The 25615-nt window shown below is 68.2% G+C and carries 25 protein-coding genes; 5 read left to right on the top strand and 20 right to left on the bottom strand.

The features are described 5' to 3' along the window. Position 1: 1 nt before the first annotated feature. Both ACQCSZ_RS01035 and ACQCSZ_RS01030 read right to left on the bottom strand, forming a co-directional pair. On the bottom strand, positions 2-697 hold the full coding sequence (locus ACQCSZ_RS01035) for a redox-sensing transcriptional repressor Rex (protein ID WP_427006302.1): 696 nt from the start codon (positions 695-697) through the stop codon (positions 2-4). Between the two features lie 73 nt (positions 698-770). Further along, complete coding sequence (locus tag ACQCSZ_RS01030) at positions 771-1043, bottom strand: glutaredoxin family protein (RefSeq protein ID WP_427006301.1); 273 nt, start codon at positions 1041-1043, stop codon at positions 771-773. A 140-nt stretch (positions 1044-1183) separates the two neighbouring features. Here ACQCSZ_RS01030 and ACQCSZ_RS01025 point away from each other — a divergent pair, with 140 nt between their 5' ends. Then, complete coding sequence (locus ACQCSZ_RS01025) at positions 1184-2002, top strand: HAD family hydrolase (RefSeq protein WP_427006300.1); 819 nt, start codon at positions 1184-1186, stop codon at positions 2000-2002. Positions 2003-2104: 102 nt separating this feature from the next. Here ACQCSZ_RS01025 and ACQCSZ_RS01020 read toward each other — a convergent pair whose 3' ends face one another. From ACQCSZ_RS01020 to ACQCSZ_RS01000, 5 genes are all read right to left on the bottom strand, one after another. After that, complete coding sequence (locus tag ACQCSZ_RS01020) at positions 2105-2203, bottom strand: 30S ribosomal protein bS22 (protein WP_003792170.1); 99 nt, start codon at positions 2201-2203, stop codon at positions 2105-2107. A 166-nt stretch (positions 2204-2369) separates the two neighbouring features. Next, positions 2370-2594 (bottom strand): helix-turn-helix domain-containing protein, encoded by a 225-nt coding sequence (locus ACQCSZ_RS01015; RefSeq protein ID WP_427006299.1) that lies wholly within the window; start codon positions 2592-2594, stop codon positions 2370-2372. 160 nt (positions 2595-2754) lie between these two features. Then, positions 2755-3867: a 3-deoxy-7-phosphoheptulonate synthase gene (locus ACQCSZ_RS01010; protein ID WP_427006298.1), complete on the bottom strand. Its 1113-nt coding sequence runs from the start codon at positions 3865-3867 to the stop codon at positions 2755-2757. Positions 3868-4173: 306 nt separating this feature from the next. Continuing rightward, complete coding sequence (locus ACQCSZ_RS01005) at positions 4174-4764, bottom strand: ArsR/SmtB family transcription factor (protein WP_427006297.1); 591 nt, start codon at positions 4762-4764, stop codon at positions 4174-4176. An 89-nt stretch (positions 4765-4853) separates the two neighbouring features. Next, positions 4854-6077, bottom strand: coding sequence for an acetoin utilization protein AcuC (locus tag ACQCSZ_RS01000; RefSeq protein ID WP_427006296.1), 1224 nt, complete (start codon positions 6075-6077; stop codon positions 4854-4856). Positions 6078-6178: 101 nt separating this feature from the next. On the opposite strand from ACQCSZ_RS01000, the gene ACQCSZ_RS00995 reads away from it, so the two are divergent. Together ACQCSZ_RS00995 and ACQCSZ_RS00990 are read left to right on the top strand one after the other, a co-directional pair. After that, positions 6179-7612, top strand: a complete 1434-nt coding sequence (locus tag ACQCSZ_RS00995) for a TrkH family potassium uptake protein (RefSeq protein ID WP_427006295.1) — start codon at positions 6179-6181, stop codon at positions 7610-7612. Between the two features lie 40 nt (positions 7613-7652). Then, positions 7653-8291, top strand: a complete 639-nt coding sequence (locus ACQCSZ_RS00990; RefSeq protein WP_205760051.1) for a potassium channel family protein — start codon at positions 7653-7655, stop codon at positions 8289-8291. Positions 8292-8392: 101 nt separating this feature from the next. On the opposite strand, the gene proC is transcribed toward ACQCSZ_RS00990, so the two are convergent. The 5 genes from proC to ACQCSZ_RS00965 form a co-directional block, all read right to left on the bottom strand. Beyond that, positions 8393-9226, bottom strand: a complete 834-nt coding sequence (proC, locus tag ACQCSZ_RS00985) for a pyrroline-5-carboxylate reductase (RefSeq protein ID WP_427006294.1) — start codon at positions 9224-9226, stop codon at positions 8393-8395. Between the two features lie 81 nt (positions 9227-9307). Beyond that, on the bottom strand, positions 9308-10264 hold the full coding sequence (locus ACQCSZ_RS00980; RefSeq protein WP_427006293.1) for a carbohydrate kinase family protein: 957 nt from the start codon (positions 10262-10264) through the stop codon (positions 9308-9310). Positions 10265-10378: 114 nt separating this feature from the next. After that, positions 10379-11173 carry an ATP-binding cassette domain-containing protein gene (locus ACQCSZ_RS00975; protein ID WP_427006292.1) on the bottom strand — a complete coding sequence of 265 codons (795 nt, stop codon included), beginning with the start codon at positions 11171-11173 and terminating at the stop codon, positions 10379-10381. Then, the gene (locus tag ACQCSZ_RS00970) at positions 11170-12216 is read right to left on the bottom strand and encodes an ABC transporter permease (RefSeq protein WP_427006291.1); all 1047 of its coding nucleotides are present in this window, start codon (positions 12214-12216) and stop codon (positions 11170-11172) included. Before ACQCSZ_RS00970 ends, ACQCSZ_RS00975 begins: the two co-directional genes overlap by 4 nt. A 112-nt stretch (positions 12217-12328) precedes the next feature. Then, entirely contained in the window at positions 12329-13447 is a 1119-nt protein-coding gene (locus tag ACQCSZ_RS00965) for a substrate-binding domain-containing protein (RefSeq protein WP_427006290.1), read from the bottom strand. A gap of 166 nt (positions 13448-13613) precedes the next feature. Here ACQCSZ_RS00965 and ACQCSZ_RS00960 point away from each other — a divergent pair, with 166 nt between their 5' ends. Continuing rightward, complete coding sequence (locus ACQCSZ_RS00960) at positions 13614-14636, top strand: LacI family DNA-binding transcriptional regulator (protein WP_427008458.1); 1023 nt, start codon at positions 13614-13616, stop codon at positions 14634-14636. A 47-nt stretch (positions 14637-14683) separates the two neighbouring features. After that, positions 14684-14977 (top strand): putative quinol monooxygenase, encoded by a 294-nt coding sequence (locus ACQCSZ_RS00955; RefSeq protein ID WP_427006289.1) that lies wholly within the window; start codon positions 14684-14686, stop codon positions 14975-14977. A gap of 594 nt (positions 14978-15571) precedes the next feature. Here the strand turns inward: ACQCSZ_RS00955 and ACQCSZ_RS00950 are convergent. The 8 genes from ACQCSZ_RS00950 to ACQCSZ_RS00915 all read right to left on the bottom strand — a co-directional run bounded on the left by ACQCSZ_RS00950 (position 15572) and on the right by ACQCSZ_RS00915 (position 25510). Further along, positions 15572-16993: an RNA polymerase sigma factor gene (locus ACQCSZ_RS00950; RefSeq protein WP_427006288.1), complete on the bottom strand. Its 1422-nt coding sequence runs from the start codon at positions 16991-16993 to the stop codon at positions 15572-15574. A gap of 12 nt (positions 16994-17005) precedes the next feature. Beyond that, positions 17006-17347 carry a YciI family protein gene (locus ACQCSZ_RS00945; RefSeq protein ID WP_427006287.1) on the bottom strand — a complete coding sequence of 114 codons (342 nt, stop codon included), beginning with the start codon at positions 17345-17347 and terminating at the stop codon, positions 17006-17008. Positions 17348-17473: 126 nt separating this feature from the next. After that, on the bottom strand, positions 17474-18565 hold the full coding sequence (locus ACQCSZ_RS00940) for a Ppx/GppA phosphatase family protein (RefSeq protein ID WP_427006286.1): 1092 nt from the start codon (positions 18563-18565) through the stop codon (positions 17474-17476). A 153-nt stretch (positions 18566-18718) separates the two neighbouring features. Next, a complete protein-coding gene (locus tag ACQCSZ_RS00935; RefSeq protein WP_427006285.1) occupies positions 18719-19243 on the bottom strand; it encodes an SseB family protein in 525 nt (174 codons plus the stop codon). A gap of 132 nt (positions 19244-19375) precedes the next feature. After that, a complete protein-coding gene (topA, locus tag ACQCSZ_RS00930; RefSeq protein ID WP_427006284.1) occupies positions 19376-22114 on the bottom strand; it encodes a type I DNA topoisomerase in 2739 nt (912 codons plus the stop codon). Between the two features lie 160 nt (positions 22115-22274). Beyond that, entirely contained in the window at positions 22275-22913 is a 639-nt protein-coding gene (locus ACQCSZ_RS00925; RefSeq protein WP_427006283.1) for an ArsR/SmtB family transcription factor, read from the bottom strand. Positions 22914-23028: 115 nt separating this feature from the next. Further along, positions 23029-24687 carry a DUF7059 domain-containing protein gene (locus ACQCSZ_RS00920; RefSeq protein WP_427006282.1) on the bottom strand — a complete coding sequence of 553 codons (1659 nt, stop codon included), beginning with the start codon at positions 24685-24687 and terminating at the stop codon, positions 23029-23031. A 52-nt stretch (positions 24688-24739) separates the two neighbouring features. After that, a complete protein-coding gene (locus tag ACQCSZ_RS00915) occupies positions 24740-25510 on the bottom strand; it encodes a MerR family transcriptional regulator (RefSeq protein WP_427006281.1) in 771 nt (256 codons plus the stop codon). Positions 25511-25615: the final 105 nt, after the last annotated feature.

Below are 25615 nucleotides of genomic sequence, written 5' to 3'. Positions count from 1 at the left end.
ACTAGCCGGCGTCCTCCGGGTCCTGCGCCCGTTGCGCGTGGTATGCCAAGATCTGCAGCTCGGTCGCCATGTCCACCTTGCGGAGGTTGACCCCCGGCGGCACCTGCAGCATGACCGGTGCGAAGCTGAGGATGCTCCGCACGCCGGCAGCGATAACCCGGTCGCACACGCTTTGGGCCACCGCGGCAGGCAGCGCCAGGACCACCATGTTCGCACCCGTCCGTTGCAGCACGGGCTCAAGGTCTGCTGCGTCGCTGACCCGCAGCCACCCCACTTCGCTGCCCACCACCATCTGGTCCGCGTCGAAGATGGCGACGATGTCGAAGCCCCGGGATTCGAACCCGCCATACCTGGCCAGGGCCTTGCCCAGGTTGCCGGCACCGACAATCGCGACCTTCCAGTCGTGGGTCAGGCCCAGGGCGGCGGCAATGTTCCGGGTGAGGTACTGCACCTCGTAGCCCACGCCGCGGGTTCCATAGGAACCGACATAGGAGAGGTCCTTGCGGAGCGTGGACGAGCTGACGCCCGAGGCCTCGGCCAGGGATTCGGAGGAAACCCTGTCGACGCCTTCAGCGCGCAGCGTCGTCAGGGCGCGCAGGTAGAGGGTCAGCCGGGCCACGGCCGCGGGTGGTATCAGCTTGGCGGCGGTCCCGGATCCCGCCGGCACAGCCTCGGGAGTTGAATCCAGCGAAGTCACTATCTGCTCCATTGCGTCGCGTTGTGCCTTCCACTCTAGATCCCCGGCAGTTCACGCATCAAAGCAGGCCGCGTCAGGGCTCCTGGCCGAGGGCCCGCCGCAGGGTCCGCGCCAGCCGTGTTTCGTCGATTTTCCAGAAATCCCGCTGGACTCCGTCCACCAGCAACACCGGGATCTCCTCGGCGAAGCGCTCGCGCAACTCGGCGTCGTCGTCGACGGATTGCTCCGTCCAGTCAATCCCCAGAGCCGCCGTGACTCGGCCGACGGCGGCGCGCGCCTCGGCGCAGAGGTGGCAGTCGGTTTTGGTGATCAGGACGACGTCGGGGCGGGGCGCGGGCGTGGGCATGGTTCCACGGTAGCCCGGCGGCGCGCCCGGCGTCGACGCAGGGCAGCCGGAGGGGCAAAACGGGCCGGTCCGGGGTGTTTCGCGGGCCGTCATGACGCGTGCGACACGGGAGGAACGCCCGCAATGACTAGACTCGAGGCATGCCCGAGGAGAAGTACGCCGCTGTGGCCACGGCGCCGCATGCAGCCTGGCAGCATGGCGAGGCCGCGTTCTTCGACGTCGACAACACCCTCATGAAGGGCGCCAGCCTGTTCCACGTGGCGCGCAAGATGTACCAGCGCGGGGCCTTCACCATTCCCCAGGCCGCCGGTTTCGCCTGGAAGCAGTTCATGTTCGTGCTGCGCGGGGAAAACATCGATGATGTCCACGCCGTCCGCGATTCCGCCCTCACCCTTGCCGCCGGCATCACCGTGGAGGACATCGAGGCGCTCGGCGAGGAAGTCTACGACGAAATGATTGAATCCCGGATCTGGCCTGGCGCCAAGGCGCTGGCCGAGCAGCATCTGCGGGTGGGCCGCAGGGTGTGGCTCGTGACCGCGACGCCGATCGAGGTGGCCACCGTGATTTCGACCCGACTGGGCCTGACCGGCGCCCTCGGGACGGTGGGCGAGATCGTGGACGGTTCCTACACCGGCAGGCTCGTGGGCGACATCCTGCACGGGCCGGCCAAGGCCGTTGCCGTCCGTGACATTGCCGAAGCCGAGGGCCTGGACCTTAACCGGTGCTGGGCCTACAGCGATTCCCACAATGACATCCCGCTGCTGGGCATGGTGGGGCATCCGGTGGCCATCAACCCGGATTCCAGGCTGCGCCGCCACGCCCGGGACAACAACTGGCCGGTCTACGATTTCCGCTCCGGACGGCGCGCGGCCACCCTGGGCCTGAAGGCGGCCACCGTCGGAGGGGTCGTCTACGGCCTCTGGCGGGGCTTCTCCCGCTTCCGCGGCCCCACCCGCTGAGGCCAGGCCGCCGCTCTGCGGTCAGGCCGCCTGGACCACCCCGCCAAAGAAAATGCCCGCCGCCGGGAAGGCAACGGGCATTTCACGCAGTGCGAACTATTGCTACTTCTTATTGCGGCGCTGGTGGCGCGTCTTACGAAGCAACTTGCGGTGCTTCTTCTTGGCCATACGCTTGCGACGCTTCTTAATAACTGAACCCACGAAAGTCCCTCACAAACTAGATGCAGGACCTGTCTGCTGGGAGTCGTCCGCGGATTGAGCTTGAGACTGAACAACTGACAGGTTCTTACGATGACGTAAAACGTTCCTTAACAGGGTACCGCCTATCCGGGGCGGCCTACGACCGCAGGCCCTGTCCGCGGACAGTTCAGCCTGTTTCCGTACGTCCGTCGGCGTGCCTGTCGACCACCGCGCCTTTGAGATACTGTTCGACAGCGTTTTCCGGTACCCGGTAGGAGCGTCCGAAGCGCACGGCCGGCATCTCTCCCGAATGCACCAGGCGGTAGACGGTCATCTTTGACACCCGCATGACCTCCGCGACTTCAGCCACGGTCAAAAAGCGTGCGTTGGAGAAATTGGCCTCCGGAGACATTTCCTTTATTCCTTTGCTCATGCGAACGGCAGCCCCACCTGGATGACATGGCGGTGTGCAGATGCTGAGCCATCAAACAACCACTGTTAGTAACTCTAGGTGCTTGTGGTGCCAATGTGAAAGGTTTGCCCAGGAATCCCGCAGCTGCGGTGCTGTCGACTCAGCCGCGGGTCCGGCGCGTGCGGGCCGAGGCTGCCAGCTGACCCAGCACAGCCGCGGTCACGTCCCAGTCCATGCACGCATCCGTGACGCTCTGGCCGTAGAGCAGATCGTCCGTGCCCGCGGCATGGCTGGCGACGTCCAGGTCCTGGGCCCCGCCCACCAGGAAGCTCTCCAGCATGACGCCGGCGATGGCACCCGCGGAGGGCCCCGCGCTTTCCAGCTGCGAGCCGATTTCGAGGGCCACCTCGGCCTGGCGGTGGTGGTTCTTGCCGCTGTTGGCATGGCTGGCGTCCACGATCAGCCGCGGGTTCAGCTGCTTGCCGGCCAGCGTGGCGGAGGCGGCCCCGACGTCGGCAGCCGAGTAGTTGGGACCCTGGCGGCCGCCGCGGAGGATGATGTGGGTGTCCGGGTTGCCGGCGGTGGCCACCAGCGCCGCCCGGCCCCCGCCGTCGATCCCGAGGAACGCCTGGGCCGCCGCCGCCGCGCTGCAGGCGTCGAGCGCGACCTGGAGACCGCCGTCGGTCCCGTTCTTGAAGCCGACCGGCATGGACAGCCCGGACGCCAGCTGGCGGTGGATCTGGCTTTCGGTGGTGCGGGCCCCGATGGCACCCCAGGAGACGAGATCGGCCATGTACTGGGGGCTGATCGGTTCGAGGAATTCGGTGGCCGCGGGCAGGCCGAGCGCGGTGACCTGGCGCAGGAACCCGCGGGCGGCGCGCAGGCCGGCGGCGATGTCGTGGCTGCCGTCGAGCCTGGGGTCGTTGATCAGGCCCTTCCAGCCCACCGTGGTGCGCGGCTTCTCGAAGTACGCGCGCATGACGATCAGCAGGTCTTCGCGGTGCTTTTCAGCCTGACTGACCAGCCGGCGGGCGTATTCCAGTCCGGCCTTGGGATCGTGGATGGAGCAGGGGCCCACGATCACCAGCAGGCGGTCGTCGACGCCGTCCATGATGGCGCGCACCTCATCCCGGCCGCGTCCGACGACGTCGGCCATGCGGGGGTCAAGCGGCAGTTCCGCGATCATCTCCTGCGGGGTGGGCAACGCGGTGAACTCGCTGACGCGGAGGTTGGAGGTGCGCTGCTGGGATTCGGGGGCTGCTTCGATGCTCATGTTGGGGTCCTGTTCCGGTGCGGAGCGGGCCCTGGTCAGAACCCGCCGGGAAATGGCGAAGGGCAGAGAATGATCTCTGCCCTGTTGGCTCTGAAGGAAAGTTGGATGCGTGTCAGTTCGACGCGGGCCCCTCCAGAGCCAACGAAAAATACGCATACCAACGGTTAGTCATGTGAGCACCATAACCCCGGCATCGGCCCCCGGGCAAAACCGGGCGCATCCGGGACCGTAACATTTCCACCCAAGTAACTCGCAATTGTTGTCGTTTTGGGCGCCCAAAACGACAACAACTGCGAGCCAGTTGGGTTATTTTTTGCGGCCGAACTTCGGCAGGCTGGCCAGCAGGTCGGCGGCCTTGGTGGCGGCCCGGCCAACCGTGCGCCCGAGCTGCTGCGGCATCTTGTCCTCGACCGGGGGGCCCACCGGAATGACGACGGCGGCGCTGAGCGGGCTGCCCGCCGGCCGGTTCGCCAGCGCCGCGGCCGGAAGCTGCGAAGCAGCTGTGCCGGCAGCAGTGGCAGCAGTGGCAGCAGCAGACGGTGCGGCGGCTGCTGCCAGGCTGTCGGGGGCGGCCTGGAGCCGGGCGTCCGGCACCCGGGCCGGTGACGCCCCCGCGGCACCCGCCGGGCCGGCCGGGCCGACGTCGAACGTCTCCAGCCAGCTGGCGATCCCGGCCAGGGGCTTGGGATTCAGTGCGTAGTAGCGCTTCTGGCCCTGGGCGCGCATGCTCACCAGGTCCGCTTCGCGGAGTACCTTGAGATGTTTGGAAATGGTGGGCTGGCTCGCCGCAAGCTCCTGGACCAGTTCCCCCACCGCCTTGTCCCCCTTGCGGAGGGATACCAGAATGTCACGCCGGGTTGCCTCAGCAATGACGGCAAATACGTCGTCTGTCACCATGCCCTCCACACTAGCGACATATACCCGGGATGGCATCCACTATTTCCGCGCCTCCGCTGGCCCCGTTCCGCCGGGTCAGCGCAGCCGGGTCAGTCGAACCAGGGGTCCAGCCCGTAGAGGGGGAACACTTCCTTGCGGGTGGCCATCACGGTGCGGTCCACCTCGTCGTTGGGGTCGAAGCCCACTTCCCAGGAACGCCACCACAGGTCGACGTCGTCACCCATGAAGCGCGGGGCCTCGACCCCGTACTTGGGCCCGTAGTGCTCCTTAACGTACGTCCGCCAGTCTTCGGGGACCGGGGTGCGGAGCGGGACGGGCCGTCCGGCCGCGATCCCGATCAGGTGGGTCCACGAGCGCGGGACCACGGTGATGACGTTGTACCCGCCGCCGCCTGTGGCGATCCAGCGGTTGTCGCAGTACCGCGCGGCCAGGTTGCCGATCGCGGTGGCGGCCTCGCGCTGGCCGTCCACGCTGATGTTCAGGTGCGAGAGCGGATCCAGGGTGTGGGAATCGCAGCCGTGCTGGCTGACGATGACCTCCGCCTCGAAAGCGCCGACGAGCTGCGGCACCACGGCGTGGAAGGCCCGGAGCCAGCCGGCATCCCCGGTCCGGGCCGGAAGGGCCACGTTCACCGCGGTGCCCCGCGCGTTCGGGCCGCCGATCTCATTGGCGAACCCGGTGCCGGGGAAAAGGGTCAGGCCCGTCTCGTGCAGCGAAATCGTCAGGACCCGCGGATCGTCCCAGAAAATGTTCTGCGTGCCGTCCCCGTGGTGGGCGTCGACGTCGACATACACCACCCGCTGCACGCCGCCGTCGAGCAGTTTCTGGATCGCCAGGGCAACGTCGTTGTAGATGCAGAAACCGCTGGCCCGGTCGCGGTCCGCATGGTGCAGGCCCCCGCCGAAGTTGACCGCGCGGACCGCGCTGCCCTCCAGGATCGCGGCAGCAGCGAGCAGGGAACCGCCGGCCAGCCGCGCGCTGGCCTCGTGCATGCCGGCAAAGGCCGGGTCGTCCTCCGTACCCAGGCCCCGTGCCGGATCCGTGCTGCCGGGGTCCAGGCTGACGCGCCGCACGGCGGCCACGAACTCGGGGCTGTGGACCGTGCACAGCTCGGCGTCGCTGGCCACCCCGGGGGCCGCCACCGTGACGTGGTCCAGGTCCAGCAGGCCCAGGCTCCGGGCCAGCCGCGCCGTGAGTTCCATGCGCTCCGGTGCCATCGGGTGCGAGTGGCCGAAGTCGTAGGCGGTCATGGCCGGATCCCACACCACCATCGTTGGCAATGCGGTCGCAGCGGGTCCGGGCAGGAATGTCATCAGTCACAGGCTACCCGAGCGTGGCGGACGCTCCCCGTCACCGGGCGGTGATTAGTGGTTTACTACTGAAGGAAGCAGTTTCAACCGAGGAAAAGCCACACATGACGCAAAGCCAGTTGAGGTCCACGAGCCCGGCCAGCTGGCAGCCCGGCAGGCCGGAGCGCGAGGGCCTGTGGATCTTCACACGCCTGCGCGACTTCATCGACAACATCGCCAATACGACGCCGGCCCGCCTTGCGCTGACGACGTTCGCCGTGGTGATCCTGATCTTCACCGCCCTCCTCTCGCTGCCGGTGTCCTCCGCCACGGGTGAGGCGACGCCGCTGCACCAGGCGCTCTTCACCGCGGTGTCGGCCGTCTGCGTCACGGGCCTCACGGTGGTCTCCACCGCCGTGCACTGGTCCTCCTTCGGCCAGCTCGTCATCCTGATCGGCATCTTCGTGGGCGGCCTGGGCACCCTGACCCTGGCATCGCTGCTGGCCCTGATGGTCAGCAAGAAACTCGGAGTCCGCGGCAAGCTGATCGCGCAGGAGGCCATGAACAGCTCCGGGCGGCTGGGCGAGGTGGGTACCCTGCTGCGGATCGTGATCGTCACCTCCGTTGTCATCGAGGCCGCCCTGGCCGCGGCCCTGGTCCCCCGGTTCCTGTCACTGGGGGAAAGCTTCGGCCAGTCCGTGTGGCACGGCATCTTCTACGCGATTTCGGCGTTCAACAACGCCGGTTTCACACCCCATTCGGACGGCATCGTCCCGTACGAGACGGACCTGTGGATCCTGATCCCGCTGATGCTCGGTGTTTTCCTCGGCAGCCTGGGCTTCCCCGTGGTCATGGTGCTGCAGCAAAACGGGCTGAACTGGAAGAAATGGAACCTCCACACCAAGCTGACCATCCAGGTCTCCCTCATCCTCCTCGCCGCCGGAACCGTGCTCTGGGGGCTGATGGAGTGGGAGAACACCCGGACCATCGGCACCATGAGCGTCGGCGACAAGATCATCCACTCGCTCTTCGCCTCCGTGATGACCCGCTCCGGCGGCTTCAATCTCGTGGACCAGAACCAGATGGATTCCACCACCATGTTGCTCTCCGACGCGCTCATGTTTGCCGGCGGCGGCTCGGCGTCCACGGCCGGCGGCATCAAGGTGACCACGATCGCCGTGATGTTCCTCGCGATCGCGGCCGAGGCCCGCGGCGACTCCGATGTGAAGATCTACGGGCGCACCATCCCCGAGGGGACTATGCGGGTGGCCATCTCGGTGATCGTCGCCGGCGCCACGCTCGTCTCCGTCTCGGCCTTCCTGCTCCTGCAGATCAGCGGGGCGTCGCTGGACCGGGTCCTCTTTGAAACCATTTCCGCCTTCGCCACGGTGGGCCTCAGCACCAACCTCAGCGCCGAACTGCCGCCGTCGGGGGTCTATGTCCTCGCCGTCCTGATGTTCGCCGGGCGCGTCGGGACCGTCACCCTTGCCGCCGCCCTGGCCCTGCGCCAGCGCAGCCAGCTGTACCACTACCCGGAAGAGAGACCCATCATTGGCTAGTTCCTCAGGCGCCGTCAACCGGCCCGCCCACAATGCCCCCGTGCTGGTGATCGGGCTGGGCCGCTTTGGCGCGTCCACCGCCGAACAACTGGTCAAGCAGGGCCGCGAAGTGCTCGCCATCGAACGGGACCGGAGCCTGGTGCAGAAGTGGGCGTCCGTCCTGACCCATGTCGTGGAGGCGGACGCCACCAACATCGATGCCCTCCGCCAGCTCGGCGCGCAGGAGTTCAGCTCCGCCGTCTGCGGCGTAGGCACCTCGATCGAATCCTCGGTGCTGATCACGGTGAACCTCGTGGACCTCGGGATCGAGCACCTCTGGGTCAAGGCCATCACACCCTCGCACGGCAAGATCCTGACCCGGATCGGCGCCAACCATGTGATCTATCCGGAGGCCGACGCCGGGGTCCGCGCCGCGCACCTCGTGTCCGGGCGGATGCTGGACTTCATCGAGTTCGACGACGACTTCGCGATCGTGAAAATGTACCCGCCGCGGGAGACCGTGGGCTTCACCCTGGAGGAATCCAAGGTCCGCTCCAAGTACGGCGTCACGATTGTGGGCGTGAAGTCCCCCGGCGAGGACTTCACCTATGCCCGGCCCGAGACCAAGGTCTCCGCACGGGACATGCTCATCGTGTCCGGCCACGTGGACCTGCTGGAGCGGTTCGCCGCACGGCCCTAGCCAGCGCGAACGTACACTTCAGGCCCTGAATCCGCGGGATTCGGGGCCTGAAGTGTACGTTCGCGCTTCTGAGGGGTGGGCTGCTGCCGGGAGTGCTGCTGCTAGGCCAGCTGCTGCGTGATCTCCGCCGCCCGGGCCGCCGCGGCGCGGGCGCCGTCGGCGATGATCGCCGGGAGGCCGCGCTCGTCAAAGGTGGCGATGGCCCGTTCGGTGGTTCCGTTCGGGCTGGTGACCGCCTTGCGCAGCGCGGCGGGATCGGCGCCGGGTTCCGTCAGCATCATCCCGGCCCCCGCGACGGTTTCGCGGGCCAGCAGCATCGCCAGGTCCGGATCCAGCCCCAGTTCGACGCCGGCTGCCGCCATCGCCTCGGCCAGGTAGAAGGCGTACGCGGGGCCCGAGCCGCTGATCGCGGAGAGCGCGTCAACCTGGACTTCGGGGACCTCGACGACGGTGCCCACGGCGGAGAGGATGTCCTTGGCCGACTGCAGCTGCGCCGCGGAGCAGTGGGTGCCGGGTGAGACGGAGACGACGCCGCGGCCGAGGCGCGCCGGGGTGTTGGGCATCGTGCGGATCACCGGCTGGCCGGCCGGAAGCGCTCCTTCAAGCTGCGCGAGGGACACGGCCGCGGCGACGCTGATGACGATCGTGCCCGGGGAGAGCGAACCGCTGATCTCGCGCGCCAGGTCCGCGATGCCCACCGGCTTGACGCCGAGGATCACGACGCCGGAGCCGGTGGCGGCGTCCTTGTTGTTGTCGGGCTCTTCGTCGCCGGCGATTGCCGTGATGCCGTGGTGCCGCTCGGCAAGCTCGGCGGCCCGTTCGGCGCGGCGGACGGTGGCCACGATGTCCGCCGGATCGGTGCCGCCTTCGATCAGCCCGGCAAGGATTGCCTCGTTCATTGACCCACAGCCCAGGAATGCGATTCGGTTACTCATTGCTCCATCATGGCAGTTCCGTGCAGGTTGTTGCAGTCCGGGCCACGCTGCGTCGGCACCCGCCCGCGGCAGGCCGTGGTTTCAGGCGTGTGCGAGGTGCCCGGGCACGTATGCCGGCAGGTGTGCCCGGAGTTCCTCCAAGTTCGGGGGATTCGCTCCGGGCCGGCGGACCGTGATCGCTGCGGCCAAAGAGGCTGTCCGGCCCAGCCGATCCAAAACCTCGGGGCCGAGTCCCTCGCCGGTCCGTGTAAGCAGCCCGAGAATCAGCGCCGCCATGTAGGAGTCGCCCGCTCCGATGGTGTCCGCGACCTCGGATTTCACCGCCGGGACGCTCAGCTGTGCTGCGGCGGTGGCCAGGAGGGACCCTTCCGGGCCCTGGGTGATGACGGCCAGACCGGCGCCCAGGCCAAGGATGTGCGCGGCGGTGTCTTCGAGGGTCTTCCCGGGGTACAGCCACAGGGCGTCCTCGTCGCTGAGTTTGACGACGTCGGTGAGTGGAACGAGGTCCTCGAAGATGCCTTGGGCCTGCGCATGACTGCCAAGCAGGGCGGGCCTGATGTTGGGGTCGTAGGTGACGAGGCAGGAGCGGTGGGATTGTTCCAGGAGTGATTTGACGGCGCCGGCCCCCGGCGCGAGGAAGGTGGCGATTGACCCGGTGTGGAGCACCCTGGGTATATGGGCGGGGGTGACAGGAGGAAGTTTCCAGTCAATGTCGAATTCGTAGCTGGCGGAGCCGTCTGCGGCCAGGCACGCGGTGGCTGACGCCGTGCGGGCCAGGGAACGGGAACCCGGCAGGAGCACCACTCCCCCGGCACGCAGGTGAGCCTCGATCTCGGCGCCGCGCTCGTCGTCGCCGATGGCTGTCAGCAGTCCGGTGCTGACGCCGAGCCGCCCGAGGCCGTAGGCGACGTTGGCCGGTGATCCTCCGGGGTGTTCGCTGGTGCCGTCGGGCGAGGTGACGATGTCGATGAGCGCTTCGCCGACGACGATGGCGTCGAAGATATCCGGTGCGGAACTCGCGGGTTCGGTGTTGTTCATTTCCTGTCTTTCCTGGGGTTGTGCCGGTCCCGGCCGCAGACGGGTCCGTCCGCGGACCGGTTGTCAGGTCCGCGGACGGAGTAAGGGATGCAATCCAACGGGTGCAGCGGGACTCTAGGCCGTGGCGGCGCCTGTCATGATGGCGACGGCGTCGGTCATGCTGTGCGACTGCGGCGTGATGGTGGCCGCGCATTTGCCCAGCCGCTGGATGTGGATGCGGTCGGCGACGTCGAAGACGTGCGGCATGTTGTGGCTGATCAGGATCACCGGGAGCCCCCGGTCACGCAGGTCGCGGACGAGTTGCAGGACCTGGTTGGATTCGCGCACACCCAGTGCCGCCGTCGGCTCATCCAAAACCACCACTTTGGAGCCGAACGCGGCCGCCCGGGCCACCGCCACTGCCTGGCGCTGGCCGCCGGAGAGGTTTTCCACCGGTACGGTGACGTCCTGCAGCGTGGAAATGCCCAGGCGTGCCAGTTCGTCCTTGGCCTTCTTCCGCATGCCCTTGGTGTCGAGGACGCGGAAGATCTTGCCAAGCGGGCCCGGCAGCCGTTCTTCCCGGCCCAGGAACAAATTGGATGCGACATCGAGGGCCGGCGAGACGGCCAGGTTCTGGTAGACAGTTTCGATGCCGTGAATGCGGGCATCCTGGGGACGCTTGAAGTGGACCGGCTGGCCGGAGACGGTCAGTTCTCCGGAGTCCGGGATTTCCGCTCCGGTGAGGCATTTGATCAGCGTGGACTTTCCTGCCCCGTTGTCACCGATGATGGCAAGCACCTCGCCCGGGTAGAGGTCCAGGCTGACGCCGTCCAGACCGACGACGCGCCCGAACGTTTTGACGAGGTTCCGTGCCCGGAGAATCGGCTGCCGTGTTTCGGGGGTGGCGGAGGAAGTGTCTGTGGCGGTCATGACTTGACCTTTCGGATCCACTGGTCGATGGACACAGCGAGAATGATGAGAACGCCCACTGCGAGGGTCTGGTACAGGATGTCCAGGCCGGCCAGGGAGAGACCGTTTCGGAAAACGCCGACGATCAGCGCGCCGAGCAGGGTGCCCCAGACGGAGCCGCGGCCGCCGAAGAGGCTGGTGCCGCCGATCACGACGGCGGTGATGGAGTCAAGGTTCAGGTCAACGCCGGCGTTGGGGCTGGCGGCGTTGGTGCGTCCGATCTGGATCCAGGCGCCGATGGCCAGGACGGCTCCGGCGGCCAGATACACGCTCATCAGGACCTTGTTGACGGCGATTCCGGCGAGGCGGGCTGCTTCCTTGTCGTCGCCGACGGCGTAGACGTGGCGTCCCCAGGCCGTCTTGCCCAGGATGAACGCGACGGCGATGTAGACCAGCAGCATCAGTACGACGCCGATGGAGATCCGGACCGGACCGACGGGGAACGTGCTTCCGGTCCAGGTGAGCAGCCCTGGCATGCTCGAGCCGCGGACAGTGGCGCCGTTGGAGTACAGGAGCGTCAGTGCGATGAAGATGTTCAGGGTGCCGAGGGTGACGATGAACGGGGGAAGCTTGAGCCGGGTGACGAGGAATCCGTTCAGTGCCCCTGCGGCGAGGCCGACAACGAGCCCTGCCAGCAGTGCGAGCGGGGCGGGGACGCCGTTGCTCACGGCCAGCTGTGCGACCACCATGGAGGACAGAATCATCACGGCGCCGACCGAAAGGTCGATCCCTGCGGTGAGGATGATGAGGGTCTGGGCGATGGCCAGGGTTCCGACGACGGCGACCTGCTGGGTGATCAGTGAGAGGTTTTCGACGCGCAGGAATCTGTCGTTGAGAAGCCCGAACACGATCACGGCGACCAGCAGGACGATGGCCGGGCTGACCGCCGGGTAGCGGTGGAGGACGTTGCGGATGCGGCTGAGGGGCGTCTGGCGGTCGAGGAATTCCTCGGCCAGATCCGGATGCCGGGTACCGGGCGGACCGGCCGTTTGTTGCTGGGTCACGATTGCTCCTGAACTTCCATGTTCGGTTGCTTTTTGCGTTTGCTAAGGGGATGGTGCCGGGGCGGGCGTGCCTGACGCCACGCACCGCCCCGGACCAGAAGGCGGGTGCGGGCTACTTGCCCCAGCAGATCTTGGCTGCATCCGCGGTGCCGATGCTCTTCACACCGGTGGCAGCCTTGTCCGTCACGAGCTCGACGCCGGTGTTGTAGAAGTCCAGTCCTTCGGAGTTGGCCGGCTTCTTGCCGGTCTTCGCGAGTTCAACGATGGCCTTCACTCCCAGCTCTGCCATCTTGACCGGGTACTGCTGGGCGGTTGCGCCGATGATGCCTGACTTGACGCTGTTGACGCCGGAGCAGCCGCCGTCAACAGACACGACCAGGACGTCTTTCTCCTTGCCGGCGGATTTCAGGGCCTCGAAGGCTCCTGCCGCTGCGGGCTCGTTGATCGTGTAAACGACATTCACGGCCGGGTTTTTAGACAGCAGCGTCTCCATGGCCGTGCGGCCTCCGTCTTCGGCGCCCTGCGTAGCCTGGCTGCCGACGATTTCGTAGTCGCCGCCCTTACCGCCGGTGTACTTGCCGGTCTTGGCTTCGTCGCCGTTCTTCTTCTTGTCTGCCGTGTCGATGCCCAGGCCGGTCAGAAAGCCCTGGTCGCGGTTGTAGTCGACGGAAACGACCTTGTCATCGAAGAGGTCCAGCAGGGCGATAGTGGCTTTCTTCCCGTCCAGCTGTGCGGCGGTCCACTTGCCGATCAGTTCGCCGGCGGCGAAGTTATCCGTCGCGAACGTGATGTCCGCGGCGTCGGCCGGATCCGGCGGGGTGTCCAGCGCGATGACGAACAGACCGGCGTCCTTGGCCTTCTTCAGTGCGTCGACAACCGAGGGGCCGTTGGGGGTGATGAGAATCCCCTTGTCCCCCTTTGAGATGGCGTTCTCGATCGCCTGGATCTGGGTGTCCTCGTCGCCGTCGGCCTTGCCGGCGGCCAGCTTCAGATCCACTCCGTCCGCTTCCGCGGCCTTCTTGGCACCGTCCTGCATCGACACGAAGAACGGGTTCGTGGTGGTCTTGACGATGAGCGAAACACCGACCTTCTCCGCGGCGGAAGGGGTTCCTGTCGCTGCCGGGGCGGAAGTTCCGCCGCAGGCAGTCAGGCCCAGCCCGGCAAGTGTCAGGACCGCACCGGCGGCGAGGAGGCGAGTGGCCTTGGACCGCGGGGTTTTGGAACTCAACATTGAATCTCCTGTTTTCGTGTGGCACACCCTGTGCCTGACAACGATGTCATGTAGCATGTAAGCAGGATCACACAGCCGAGTCAAGCGGTGATCAGACTTAAGGAGAAGTTCTTTGACAACGATGTCGAATCGTTACCGGGCCGAACCCGGTAACAACCGCCCCACCATGCGCGACGTGGCCGCCCTGGCCGGCGTGGGGACCAAGACCGTTTCCCGGGTAATGAACGATGAGGCGGGCGTCACAGAGGCCACCCGGCTCCGCGTCCTGAAGGCCACGGAGCAGTTGAACTATCAACTGGACATAGCGGCTGGCAGCCTGAGGCGCACCGGACGCAGGACGCTGTCCATCGGCCTGCTGCTGCCCAGTGTGGCCAACCCGTTCAGCGGCGAGGTACACCGGGCCATCGAAGACGCGCTGGCCGCCCGCGGAATAGCCGTGTTCGCGGCCAGCCTCGATGACGATCCGGAGCGGGAGAAGACCCTGGTCGCCGCGTTTCTTCGACGCCGCGTCGACGGCCTGGTCCTGACTCCCATCGCCAAGAGCCAGGCCTACGTCATTCCGGAGCATTCGAGGGATCTGCCCATGGTCTTTATCGACCGCGAACCGGTGGGCATCGAAGCGGACGCCGTCGTGACGGACAACGCCGCCGGTGCAGCCCGGGCGGCGGCGCATCTGATCAGCCATGGCCACCGGAAACTCGCCTACCTGGGGGACCGAACCGATATCCAGACCGCCAGGGAACGCCGCAGGGGATTCACGGAAGAACTCGGCCGGGCCGGCATCGCCACCTCCACCATTCCCATCCTCGAAGGCCTGCACGACGAGGAATCGGCCTGCCGCGCGGCACACGCGCTGCTCGGCTCCGATGATCCCCCCACTGCGGTCTTTTCCAGCCAGAACCTCGTCACCTTCGGCGCCATGCGCGCACTGAAGGATCGAGGGCTGAACAGGACCACTGCGCTGGTCGGATTTGACGACTTCTCCCTGTCCGACATGATGGACCCAGGCATCACCGTGATCGCCCAGCACCCGGAACGCATCGGCAAACTTGCCGCCGAGCGGCTTCTGGCCAGGATCGACGGCGACAGGACGGCTCCGCAGACCTACGTTGTCCCCTCGGAACTGATCCCGAGGGGCTCCGGCGAGCTCCCGCCGTCGGACCAGCCGCCGCGCGGCGCTTTCTCCTGACCGTCCGATTCACGAAGCCCGCACCCAACACCAAGGAGGCATCAGCCATGACCAAAACGCTTTACGCGGAATTCACCGTCAAACCCGGCAGCGAAACCAGGGTCGCCGAGATGATGCGCGAACTCACGCGCCTCGTGCGCAGCGAACCGGGCAACGAACTGTTCCTGCCCTACACACGCGACACCAATCCGCGTGAGTACTTCGTGTTCGAGGTCTACCGTGACGAGGACGCGTTCCAGGAACACATCACCGCGGACTACGGCCGGACCTTCAACGCCGAACTTGCCGGCCACATCGAAGGGGACGGCTCGGCCCTGACCTGGCTCCGGCCGGTTGGCTGAGCCCGGCACGGAGAACCTCGGGGGCCGGATGTCGGGCGGTCCTCCGGCCGCCGGCCCAACTACTGGAAAGCGTCGATTCCCAGCTAACGTCCACGCGGCCGTTCACAGCCAGTTCCCATGGTCCCTGCAGCTTGATCACAAACTCCGGGACTAATTTTAGAAGTACCTCATTGAGGGTGCGAGTGATACGGCAGACATGCGGATGTCTGCCCGGCACCGGTGGTCCGCGGCGGGTTTCCCCCATTTTCCCGCAGCGGCCGCCGGTGCCTTCCCCGTTTAAAGTGCCGGCGCGGGCACTTCCGCGGGCGCCGGCGCGGGCACTTCCGCGGGCGCGGGGCGCACCGAAAGCCCCGACGCACCCTGCGGCCCGGAACGCCGGCCGTTGCCAGCCCATACACAGGAAAAACTCCCCGTATGCCCAAGTTCGGGGTCTAGCTTGGGAAGTGCCTCAACAGGGTGCGAGTGATGATAGCCGGTCCTCCCGGACCGGCGCGGCGCCGGGTGGTTGCAGCAGGAGTTCCCCCAATTCCTGCTGCGGAGCCGCCCGGCGCTGACTCATTTAAATCCCGGACGCTCAAAGCAAATCCTCCGCGCTCAGACCTCCTGATCCCATGCCTTCAGCCCCCGCAGCCTGCTTTCCAGGAACGCCCGCTCAGCGGCATTTCCGGCAAGATCCAGGGCTGTCCGGTAGGCGGCGGCCGCTTCCTCCGGCCAGCCCAGCCGTACCAGGAAGTCGGCCCGGACGGCATGAAGGAGGTAGTAGCGTTCCAGCCCCAGCCCCTCGATGAGATGGAGGCCGCGTTCCGGCCCGTCGATCTCGGCCACGGCCACCGCCCGGTTCAGGGCCACCACGGGGCCCGGGGCGGCATCCAGGAGCTGATCGTACAGCCGCAGGATCTGCCGCCAGTCCGTCGCGGCGGCGGCAGGGGCATCGCTGTGGACCGCGTTGATCGCAGCCTGCAGCTGGTACGGTCCTGGCCGGTTCCGCCGGAGGCACCGGCGCACCAGCTCCTGCCCTTCGGCGATGAGGCCGCGGTCCCACAGCCGCCGGTCCTGGTCCGCCAACAGCACCACGCCGCCGTCGCCGTCCCGGCGTGCCGGGTCCAGCCGTGCGGCGCGCCGGGACTCGACCAGCAGCATCAGCGCCAGCAGGCCCTGCACCTCGGGTTCGTCCGGCATCAGGGCGGCCAGCAGCCGCCCCAGCCGGATCGCCTCCCGGCAAAGATCCCCGCGCACCGGGCCGGCGCCGGAGCCGGGGCTGTAGCCCTCGTTGAAGATGAGATACACGACGGCGAGCACCGGCTGCAGCCGTGCCGGGAGCTCCGCTCCGTGCGGCACGCGGTAAGGGATCCTCGCGTCGCGGATTTTCGCCTTGGCCCGGACCAGCCGCTGGGCCATGGTCGCTTCCGGCACCAGGAAGGCGCGGGCAATCTCCGCCGTCGTGAGTCCGCCGAGGAGCCGGAGCGTGAGTGCGACCTGGGCGTTGGGGGCCAGGGCGGGGTGGCAGCAGGTGAACATCAGCCGCAGCCTGTCGTCGTCCACGGTGCCCTCCCCGGAAAGTTCGTCAAGGAGCAGTTCCTCCGGCGTGGCCGCCGCGGCCCCGGCACCGGCCGCCTGCAGCATCGCCGCCTGGGCGTGCCTGTCCTCCCTGCCGGCCTCGCGGCGCAGCCGGTCGATGGCCCGGTTCCTGGCCGTGGTGATGATCCATCCGGCCGGGCTGGGCGGCGTGCCCGCGGCAGGCCAGCGCTGGACCGCGGCGGTAAAGGCGTCCTGGACGGCGTCCTCGGCGAGGCCGATGTCGCCGAGGATACGGGTCAGGACGGCCACGGCGCGGCCGTACTCCTGCCGGAAGATGCGGGCGATCCCGGCGTCCTCCGGTAGCGGCGGCGGAGCCGGCGGCTCCCGCTCCGGCGGGTGTTCCGGAGGCGGGGCCGGCGGGTGTTCCGGCTCCTGCTCCGGCTCCGGCGGGTGTTCCGGAGCCGGCTCCGGCTCCGCGGGCGCGGTGGCCCCGACCATTCTTCCCGGCCCCTAATGCTGGACGGGGCGCACTTCGACGGGGAGCGTGGTGGCGCGCGCGAGCTTGCCGGCCCAGCCGAGCGCGGCGTCGAGGTCCGCCGCCTCGATGACGGTGAACCCGCCGAGGTGCTCTTTCGCCTCCGCGAAGGGGCCGTCAGTGATCAGGACCTCGCTGCCCTGCTGCCGCACCACGGTGGCGGAGTCCGTGGGATGCAGCCCGGCCGCGAACACCCAAGCCCCGGCGGCCTTCATTTCGCGGTTGAGGGCCTCGAGGTCACGCATGATCGGTTCCAGGACTTCCGGCGCGGGGGCGGGGCCGACCGGCTGGTAGATGCTGAGCAGGTACTGCGCCATTCTGGGTTCCTCCTCGGGATGCGGCCGGCCCGGTGCCGGCCTCTCACCTTCTACACGAATGGAACGCCTCCGGATCGACACCGCTGGGCAGATGCGTCGTGCTCCCCTGCCAGGCGGAGGCGCCGGTCATCGCTGCGGGGCTGACTGGGGCTCCGGGGACGGGAGTTCCGGGGATGTTGTCCCCGGCGGGGTTATCTGCGGCGGGCCGCCGCCCGGCGGGAGGCTCGCGGGTGACTGCAGTTCCGGCGGCGGAGCCTGGCCGATGTGGGTCGCCCGTTCCAGGGACCCGTCGAAGACCAGGTGATCCAGCCGGCGGAGGATCAGGCCCTCGCGCAGCGCCCAGGGGCAGATCTCCAGGCTGGGGAACTCGAACATTTCCAGCGCGGCCTCCGCCACCAGGGCTCCCGCCAGCAGCTGGGGGGCACGGGCCTCGGAGACACCGGGAAGGTGCAGCCGGTCCTCGATCTCCATGGCCGAAATGCGTTGCGTCCACAGCCCCAGGTCGGTGGCGAACAGTTCCCGCTTGACGTACGGGCCGGCGGCGCTGGGTGCTGCCCCGGCAATCCGGGCGAGCGAGCGGAAGGTCTTGGACGTACCTGCGACGCGGTTGGCCCGGCCCAGCTTCTCGAAACTGCGCACGGCGGGCTTGAGCGTGGCGCGGATGTACCGGCGCAGTTCCTTCACGCTCCTGGCCGAGGGCGGATCCTCCGGCAGCCAGTCGCGGGTGAGCCGGCTGGCGCCGAGCGGGACGGACAGGGCGAGCTCGGGGAGTTCGTCCTGTCCGAAGGCCATCTCGAAGGAGCCGCCGCCGATGTCGAGGGCCAGGACGGGCCCTGCGCCCCAGCCGTACCAGCGCCGGACGGCGAAGAACGTCATCGCCGCCTCTTCGCTGCCGGCGAGCTCCCGGAGCGTGACCGTGGTTTCATGCAACACCCGGGCCAGCACTGCCGGACCGTTGGTGGCCTCACGGATGGCCGAGGTACAGAAGGCAAGGAGGTCGTCGGCCTTGTGCCTGGCCGCGAATTCCCAGGCCTCGAGGACGAATTCGGTCAGCTCATGCTGGCCGGCCTCATTGATGTTGCCGTCCCCGTCGAGGAACTGCACCAGGGACAGCGGGCGTTTGTGCGAGGCGAACGGCACCGGGCGCGCACCCGGATGGGCGTCGACCAGCAGGAGGTGGACGGTATTGGAACCGATGTCGAGGACGCCAAGACGCATCCTGCCATTATTCCCCTCGGGGCAGCGGCTGGCCTAACTGCGACCGCGGGCCGGCCCAGCTGGGGGCGGCCCAGCTCCGCTGGCGGCCGCGGCGGCCCAGTTCGGCTGGCGGCCGCGACGGCCCAGTTCCGCTGGCGGCCGGGCCGGCGCGCCTCAGGGGCGGTCGCCGTCGTCCCCGGACGCCCGGCCCGGCTCCAGGCCCGGCTCTCCGGCGGGATCTTCGGCGGGCTCTTCGGCGGGCTCTTCGGCGGCGTCTTCGCCCGGCTCTTTGGCGGGATGGAAGTCGCGGCGGATATTGGCCACGCCCTCCGGATCGATTTCGAATCCGAAGGCGGCACCGGGGTTGATGACCATGCCGAGCTCGTCCCCGAGATTGCCGATGATCGCGGATCCCTGGGTGCCCAGCACGTTGGGGGCGGCCGCCAGATACTGCTCGGCGACGCGGCTCGGGTGCGAGAACACGGCCAGGACCGGCTGGCCCGAGGAGTTGGCGAGCACGAGCGGCTCAACCTGGGAGTCGGGACCTTCGAGAACATCCGGGGTCGCTAAGTAGACCTCGTTGTTGAGGAACGCGAGGATGACGTCCACCGGGTTCGCATCCGGCTGCTCGCCCCGGGCAAGCTTCTCTTCGAGTTCGTTCAGCGGCTGGAGGTCCTTGGGCGCGGGCTTTTCAGTCATGTTCCTACTCGATCATGTCCGGCCCGGGTCCGCAAACGCGAAATCGCCGGACCGCTGGCGACGTCGCCGGAAAGTTCCGGCGACGTCGGCACGTTTCCGGCGACTTCGGTGAGCGGCGACTTGGGCCCACCCCTACTTCTTGGCGGCAGCCTTGCGGGCGGGAGCCTTGCGGGCCGTCGTCGTCCGCTTGACCGGGCCCCTGGCGCGTTTCTCGGCGAGCAGTTCGACGGCCTGTTCGCGGGTCAGCTCCTCCAGGGCAGTGGTGCGCGGCACGGTGATGTTGGTGACGCCGTCGGTGATGTACGGGCCGAAGCGGCCTTCCTTCACCACGATGTTCTTCTCCGAGACCGGGTCCGGACCGAATTCGGCCAGCGGCGGCACCGCGGCACGGGCCCCGCGCTGCTTGGGCTGGGAGTAGATCTCCAGCGCCTGTTCCAGCGTGATGGTGAAGATTTCCTCTTCCGAGCCGATGGACCGGGAATCCGTACCCTTCTTCAGGTACGGGCCGAACCGGCCGTTCTGCACGGTGATGGGGTTGCCGTCGCCGTCCTGGCCGAGGACCCGGGGCAGGCTCATCAGCTGCAGGGCCTCGTCCAGGGTGATCGTTTCCACGCTCATCGAGGCGAACAGGGACCCGGTGCGCGGCTTGGCCTTGACGGGCTTCTTCGGCGGCTTGGGCTTGCCGTTCTTGTAGTACTCCACCGGGGCGTTGGCCAGCTGCTCGGCCGTGGGCTCCGGGATGATCTCCGTGACGTAGGCGCCGTAGCGGCCGTTCTTGGCCACCACCGTATGCCCGGTGTGCGGGTCCGCGCCCAGCAGACGCTCTTCCGGCGCCGCGGTCTCCATCAGCTCGATCGCCTTGGCGGGCGTCAGTTCATCCGGCGCCAGGTCCTCGGGGACGTTCGCCCGGGCGGATTCGATTACCTCGCCGGTCTCCGGATCCACTACGGCGACGGAGCTCTCCAGGTACGGGCCGAACTTCCCGACACGCAGCGTGATGCCGTCCGTGATCGGAATGGAGTTGATCTCGCGGGCGTCGATCTCGCCCAGGTTGTTCACGATGCTCAGCAGGCCGGACGAGGCATCCTCGCCGAAATAGAAGTGCTTCAGCCAGGTGGGCCCTGCCGCCTGGCCGTTGGCGATCTTGTCCAGGTCCGCTTCCATGTCCGCCGTGAACTCGTAGTCCACATAGTCCTTGAAATGCTGCTCCAGCAGCCGGACCACGGAGAACGCGATCCAGCTGGGGACCAGCGCGGAGCCCTGCTTGCGGACGTAGCCGCGGTCCTGGATCGTGGAAATGGTGGAGGCATAGGTCGACGGGCGGCCGATGCCCTTCTTTTCGAGTTCCGCTGTCAGCGAGGCTTCGGTGAAGCGCGGCGGCGGGGACGTCTCATGCCCGACGGCGATGATTTCCGAGGCGGTCAGCGCGTCGTCCTTGGCGACGTTCGGGAGGCGGCGTGCTTCCTCGGACTCGTCGTCGCCGCGGCTTTCGTCCTTGCCCTCTTCGTAGGCGGCCAGGAAGCCGGGGAAGGTGATGACGGTGCCGGAGGCCGAGAATTCGGCGTCGCGGCCGGCCGCCGCGCCGCCCACAGCGACCGCGCCGAGGCGGATCGTCGCGGTGGAGCCCTTGGCGTCGGCCATCTGCGAGGCGACGGTGCGCTTCCAGATCAGCTCGTAGAGCCGGAATTCGTCGCCGGAGAGCTGCTTGGCCACCTGGGCCGGGGTGCGGAAGGAGTCACCGGCAGGGCGGATGGCCTCGTGGGCTTCCTGCGCGTTGGCGGCCTTGCCGCTGTAGACCCGCGGCGACGCCGGAATGTACTCGGGACCATACAGCTCGGAGGCCTGCCGGCGTGCGGCGGTGATGGCTTCGTTGCTCAGCGCGGAGGAGTCCGTACGCATGTACGTGATGTAGCCGTTTTCGTAGAGGCGCTGGGCCACCTGCATGGTGCTCTTGGAGCTGAACCGCAGCTTGCGGCCTGCCTCCTGCTGCAGCGTGGAGGTGGTGAACGGCGCTGTCGGGCGGCGGGTGTACGGCTTCGTCTCAACCGAGCGGACCCGGAAATCAGCGTCCTGCAGCCCTGCCGCGAGCGTCGTGGCGAGCTCCTCGTGCAGGTGCACGACGTTGCGGGAGGTGAGCTCGCCGTTGTCGTTGAAGTCGCGGCCGCTGGCCACCTTGGTGCCGTCCACCGCGGCCAGTTTCGCCTTGAACGACGCCGAACCGGCGCCGAACTGGCCGGTCAGGTCCCAGTAGGAGGCGGCCTTGAACGCCATGCGCTCACGCTCGCGGTCCACCACCATGCGGGTCACGACGGACTGCACGCGGCCGGCGGACAGACCGCGGGCCACCTTGCGCCACAGCACCGGGGAGATCTCGTAGCCGTAGAGGCGGTCCAGCACGCGGCGGGTTTCCTGCGCGTCGACCAGGTCCTGGTCCACGTCGCGCAGGTTGTCCATGGCGCGGTGGATGGCTTCCTTGGTGATTTCGCCGAAGGTCATCCGGTAGACCGGGACCTTGGGCTTGAGGACCTCCAGCAGGTGCCACGCGATGGCCTCGCCCTCACGGTCCCCATCGGTTGCGAGATAGAGGGCGTCGGCATCCTTGAGCTGGGCCTTGAGCTCGGCGACCTTCTTCTTCTTGTCCGAGGACACCACGTAATAGGGCTTGAAGTCGTTTTCAATGTCGACGGCGAACTTGCCGACCGAGGTCTTCTTCAGTTCCGCGGGGAGCTCCGAGGGCTGCGGGAGGTCCCGGATGTGACCGATGGAGGCCTCGACGATGAAGCCCTCGCCGAGGTACTTGGCGATGGTCTTGCTCTTGGCGGGAGACTCTACGATCACGAGTTTCTTGCCGGTTTTGGCCTTGCTTGGCACGGTGCTCCTACAGAAAAAGGTTGCTCGGGCAGATGCGCCCATACCCGCCTAGTTCACCATATTTTGCGGGATCCCGCGCATTCGGGTGAAAAAACCGCCGTTCCGGCCGTGCCGCCCGGACGTCCCGAAGCAGGCCATTTCCGGGTCCCGAGGGGTCGCTTCAGGCGGTGCCGCGGTCATCCGGAATCATCGACCACATCGTCGCCATGCGTTGGGCGCCCCCGGGCACGTGGCCGGGGTCTTCCAGCTCGTAGTCCCGCAGCAGCGCGAAAAGTTTCTCCGTCAGCTCGGCCCGCTGGGCCGGCGTGAGGTACAGCAGATTGCTGGCCAGCACGACGGAGGAGGAGTCGGCCGGCTCACCGCGCCGGCGCCGCTCATCGCGGGTCCTGGCGTAGGCGTCCACGCGGCGGCGGAAGGCATGGAGTTCCAGATCGAGGACCGCGAATTCCGGGCTTGCCACTCCCCCGCCCGAGTTGATGCTGAAGTCGGTGCCCGCGGCTTTCCAGCGCCGTTCGCGGGCGTCCCCGGCGGTGGCGGCCGGCACCACGATGCCCCATTTCTGCAGCACCCTCAGGTGGTAGCTCATGGCGCTGGGGGTGAGCCCGGTCTGCGCTGCGAGTTCGGTGGCGGTCCGGCTCACCTGGGTGGAAAACAGCTCGGAAATGACCTCAAGCCGGGCGGCGTGGGCCAGCGCCCGGATCGCCTTCGGGTCCGTGATTTCCACTTTCTTCTCCGGGCGCGGCCCTCCTTTGGCGGCCGCTGGAACCCGGGGCTCCGCCGTCGGGGTTTCTGCATCCACCCCATCATTCTACCGAGCCACGCCAGGCTCTGAAAGGAATGTTTGACACCTTGACCCGCCCCCGCGGGCCGGCAGCAGGCCCGCGGCCTGCCACGGGCAGCGGGGCCGAGGGCCGTCAGGCGGGCAGCAGGAAGCCGTCGCGGACCAGGTTCCCCACGTCGCCCAGGAGCCCGGCGCGGAAGGCCCCGGCGTCGAAGTCTTCGCCGCCGCCGAGCAGCGCCTCCAGGGCGCCGATGATCTGCCCGACGGACAGCTCGCCGTCGCACGCCGACACGAAGCCGGCCAGTTCGGTGCTGAGCAGGTTGGTGCGGCGCAGCCCGGCGCCCTGGCGCAGCAGGATGACGCCGGGGTGCTCGGCCCCGGGGCGCTGGTGCCGCTCCTCGGTGACGTCCTCGGCGACCAGCAGATGCGCGGCCGCTAGATCGTGGGCGGCCAGCCAGTCGGCGCGTTCGACGGCGGCGCCCAGGTGCGGGCCGGCGGGCTGCTCGATCGGGTAGGTGATCTCCTCGAAGCGGGTGATCACCACGCCGGAGCCTTCCGCCGGGCGCCGCAGCCAGATCATCCCGAAGCCGATGCCCTCGACCCTGCGGGAGGCGAAGTCGTCCAGGTACGCGGCGTAGGAGTCCTGGTAGAGCCGGCGGTCACGGGATTCCGAGGCGTCCTGCAGCCAGGTCTCGGCGTACTGCTCCGGTCCCACCTGCTCGCGCTGGATGAACCACACGTCCACGTCCGGACCGGCCCAGCTTCGCGGCCGTTCAGCCCAGGGCGTCCCCGCCGGGATTTCCCAGTTGCCCAGGAGCTGGGCCGTGCCGCCCGGCGCGAGGACGGAGGGCAGGGCCCCCACCAGGGAGGCGACGATCTCGTCCCCGGGGAGCCCGCCGTCGCGGTAGGTGAACTGGTCCGCGGCCGCCTCGCCGGCGCTGCGCGGCGTGATGACGAACGGCGGGTTGGAGACGACGAGCTCGAACTCCTCCCCCGCCACCGGCTCAAGCATCGAGCCCAGCCGCAGGCTCACCCTGGCCCCGAGGTCGGCCGGGTCCAGCCCCAGCGCGGCGGCGTTGAGCAGGAGGTTGAAGCGGGTGAAGGCCAGCGCGCGCTCCGAGATGTCCGTGGCCGTCACGTGTTCGGCGTGGTGCAGCAGGTGGAAGGACTGGATGCCGCACCCGGTGCCGAGGTCCAGGGCCCGGGCCACATGCCGGCGGGCGGTGACCTGCACGAGGGTGGCGGACGCCTGCCCGATCCCGAGCACGTGGTCGTGGCGCAGGACGCCGGGGCGCTGGTGGGCGGCGAGATCGCTGGCCACCCACAGGTCCGCCCCGCCGGTATCCGCTGCGGCGGTATCCGTTGCGGCTGTATCTGCTGCGGTTTCGCCGTCCCACCCGTACGGCCGCAGGTCCACCTTCGCCTGGACCAGGCCGTCCGCCGACCGCTCCACGAGGCCCAGTTCCAGCAGGCCGTCCGTGCGGATGCCGGGCAGGGCGGCGTCGAGCGTCACCGCCTGCTGCGGCTCGGCGAGCAGCCAAAGGCGGACGACGGCGGCGAGCGCCGCCGTCGTCCGCTCACCACTGGCGGCGGCCTCCGTGACGGCCAGCGCGGGGATGAGCTGGTCCCGGCCCAGGGCGGAGTGCGCGGCCGCACCGAGCAGGCCCGCGACGCCCTCGACGGTGTAGCCGATGGCGTTCAGGTCCGTGGCCAGCGTGCCGAGCAGCCCGGGAAGGTCGCTGCGCGGAGCGTCAGGGGTGTTGCCGGCCGTGAAATGCGTTGAGGGAGTCACCGGACAAGTTTAGTCGCCGCCGGGTTGTACCAGCCGCCGGGTCACGGTCAGGCTAGAGGTGCCGCTCCGCGTAGATCCGGAGGGCGTCACGGACGAGGGCCGCCCCGGACTCGCCGCCGTAGTTCGCGGCGAAGCGGGGATCGGCCACGTACATCTCGCCGAGGCCGGTCACGTACGCCCTGATATCGCTGTTGCTGCCTCCGGCGTGGGCCGCCGCGGGAGTCCCCGGAATCCCGGTGAGCCATTCGACCTGCCGCCGGGCCAGTTGCTGCGCCTCGTCGCTGTCCGCCGCGGCACCGGACTGCGCCGCCGCGATCCAGTCGCGGCCCAGTTGCCGGGAGCGCTGCTTCCAGGCGTCCTTCTCTTCGGCCCCCATGCCGCGCCACCAGGCGTCACCCTTCGCGTACGCCTCCTTGCCCCAGCGGTCCTCCACCTCCTCCCGGTAGCGGGTGTGGTCAAAGCCGTCGAACATTTTCTCCGCCATGATCTCTCCTCCTGCTTTCACTGCCTCAAGGGTCCGCCGGACCGAATCAATCTGCCGGGCAAGCCGGTCCTGTTCCTGCCGCAGCCACTCGAGGTGGCGGCCCAGCGCCTTTTCCGCATCCGATTCGTGGTCCAGGACCTCCGCTATGGCCGGCAGTCCGAGTCCGAGTTCGCGAAGGAGCAGGATCCGCTGCAGCCGGACCAGCGCGGCGTGGCCGTAGTAGCGGTAGCCGTTGTCGCCGGTGCGGCTTGGTTTGAGCAGCCCGATCTCGTCATAGTGGCGCAGGGTGCGCCTCGTGGTGCCGGCGAGCTTCGCGATCTGCTGCACGGACCAGTCCACGGCCCCTCCGTCCTCGTTGCGGGTGCGGCGCCCGCCGTTGCGGGCCCGATACCCTGACTCTAAAGGTTGACGTTGCGTCAAGGTCAAGACGACGCCGGAGCCTCC

Origin of the sequence: Pseudarthrobacter sp. H2, from assembly GCF_050157045.1 — a bacterium.
In the GTDB taxonomy this organism is placed as follows: Bacteria; Actinomycetota; Actinomycetes; order Actinomycetales; family Micrococcaceae; genus Arthrobacter.
This window is presented reverse-complemented; position numbering and strand designations above follow the sequence as displayed.

What these genes read in the sequence shown, in the direction of transcription:
- ACQCSZ_RS01005 (WP_427006297.1), bottom strand. Translation starts at nt 4,764, where the DNA reads ATGGTGACAGACGACGTATTTGCCGTCATTGCTGAGGCAACCCGGCGT.
- ACQCSZ_RS00965 (WP_427006290.1), bottom strand. Translation starts at nt 13,447, where the DNA reads ATGTTGAGTTCCAAAACCCCGCGGTCCAAGGCCACTCGCCTCCTCGCC.
- ACQCSZ_RS00940 (WP_427006286.1), bottom strand. Translation starts at nt 18,565, where the DNA reads ATGCGTCTTGGCGTCCTCGACATCGGTTCCAATACCGTCCACCTCCTG.
- ACQCSZ_RS00935 (WP_427006285.1), bottom strand. Translation starts at nt 19,243, where the DNA reads ATGACTGAAAAGCCCGCGCCCAAGGACCTCCAGCCGCTGAACGAACTC.
- ACQCSZ_RS01025 (WP_427006300.1), top strand. Translation starts at nt 1,184, where the DNA reads ATGCCCGAGGAGAAGTACGCCGCTGTGGCCACGGCGCCGCATGCAGCC.
- ACQCSZ_RS00960 (WP_427008458.1), top strand. Translation starts at nt 13,614, where the DNA reads ATGCGCGACGTGGCCGCCCTGGCCGGCGTGGGGACCAAGACCGTTTCC.
- ACQCSZ_RS00945 (WP_427006287.1), bottom strand. Translation starts at nt 17,347, where the DNA reads ATGGCGCAGTACCTGCTCAGCATCTACCAGCCGGTCGGCCCCGCCCCC.
- ACQCSZ_RS01030 (WP_427006301.1), bottom strand. Translation starts at nt 1,043, where the DNA reads ATGCCCACGCCCGCGCCCCGCCCCGACGTCGTCCTGATCACCAAAACC.
- ACQCSZ_RS00955 (WP_427006289.1), top strand. Translation starts at nt 14,684, where the DNA reads ATGACCAAAACGCTTTACGCGGAATTCACCGTCAAACCCGGCAGCGAA.
- proC (WP_427006294.1), bottom strand. Translation starts at nt 9,226, where the DNA reads ATGAGTAACCGAATCGCATTCCTGGGCTGTGGGTCAATGAACGAGGCA.
- ACQCSZ_RS00975 (WP_427006292.1), bottom strand. Translation starts at nt 11,173, where the DNA reads ATGACCGCCACAGACACTTCCTCCGCCACCCCCGAAACACGGCAGCCG.
- ACQCSZ_RS00995 (WP_427006295.1), top strand. Translation starts at nt 6,179, where the DNA reads ATGACGCAAAGCCAGTTGAGGTCCACGAGCCCGGCCAGCTGGCAGCCC.
- ACQCSZ_RS00980 (WP_427006293.1), bottom strand. Translation starts at nt 10,264, where the DNA reads ATGAACAACACCGAACCCGCGAGTTCCGCACCGGATATCTTCGACGCC.
- ACQCSZ_RS00950 (WP_427006288.1), bottom strand. Translation starts at nt 16,993, where the DNA reads ATGGTCGGGGCCACCGCGCCCGCGGAGCCGGAGCCGGCTCCGGAACAC.
- ACQCSZ_RS01010 (WP_427006298.1), bottom strand. Translation starts at nt 3,867, where the DNA reads ATGAGCATCGAAGCAGCCCCCGAATCCCAGCAGCGCACCTCCAACCTC.
- ACQCSZ_RS01000 (WP_427006296.1), bottom strand. Translation starts at nt 6,077, where the DNA reads ATGACATTCCTGCCCGGACCCGCTGCGACCGCATTGCCAACGATGGTG.
- ACQCSZ_RS01015 (WP_427006299.1), bottom strand. Translation starts at nt 2,594, where the DNA reads ATGTCTCCGGAGGCCAATTTCTCCAACGCACGCTTTTTGACCGTGGCT.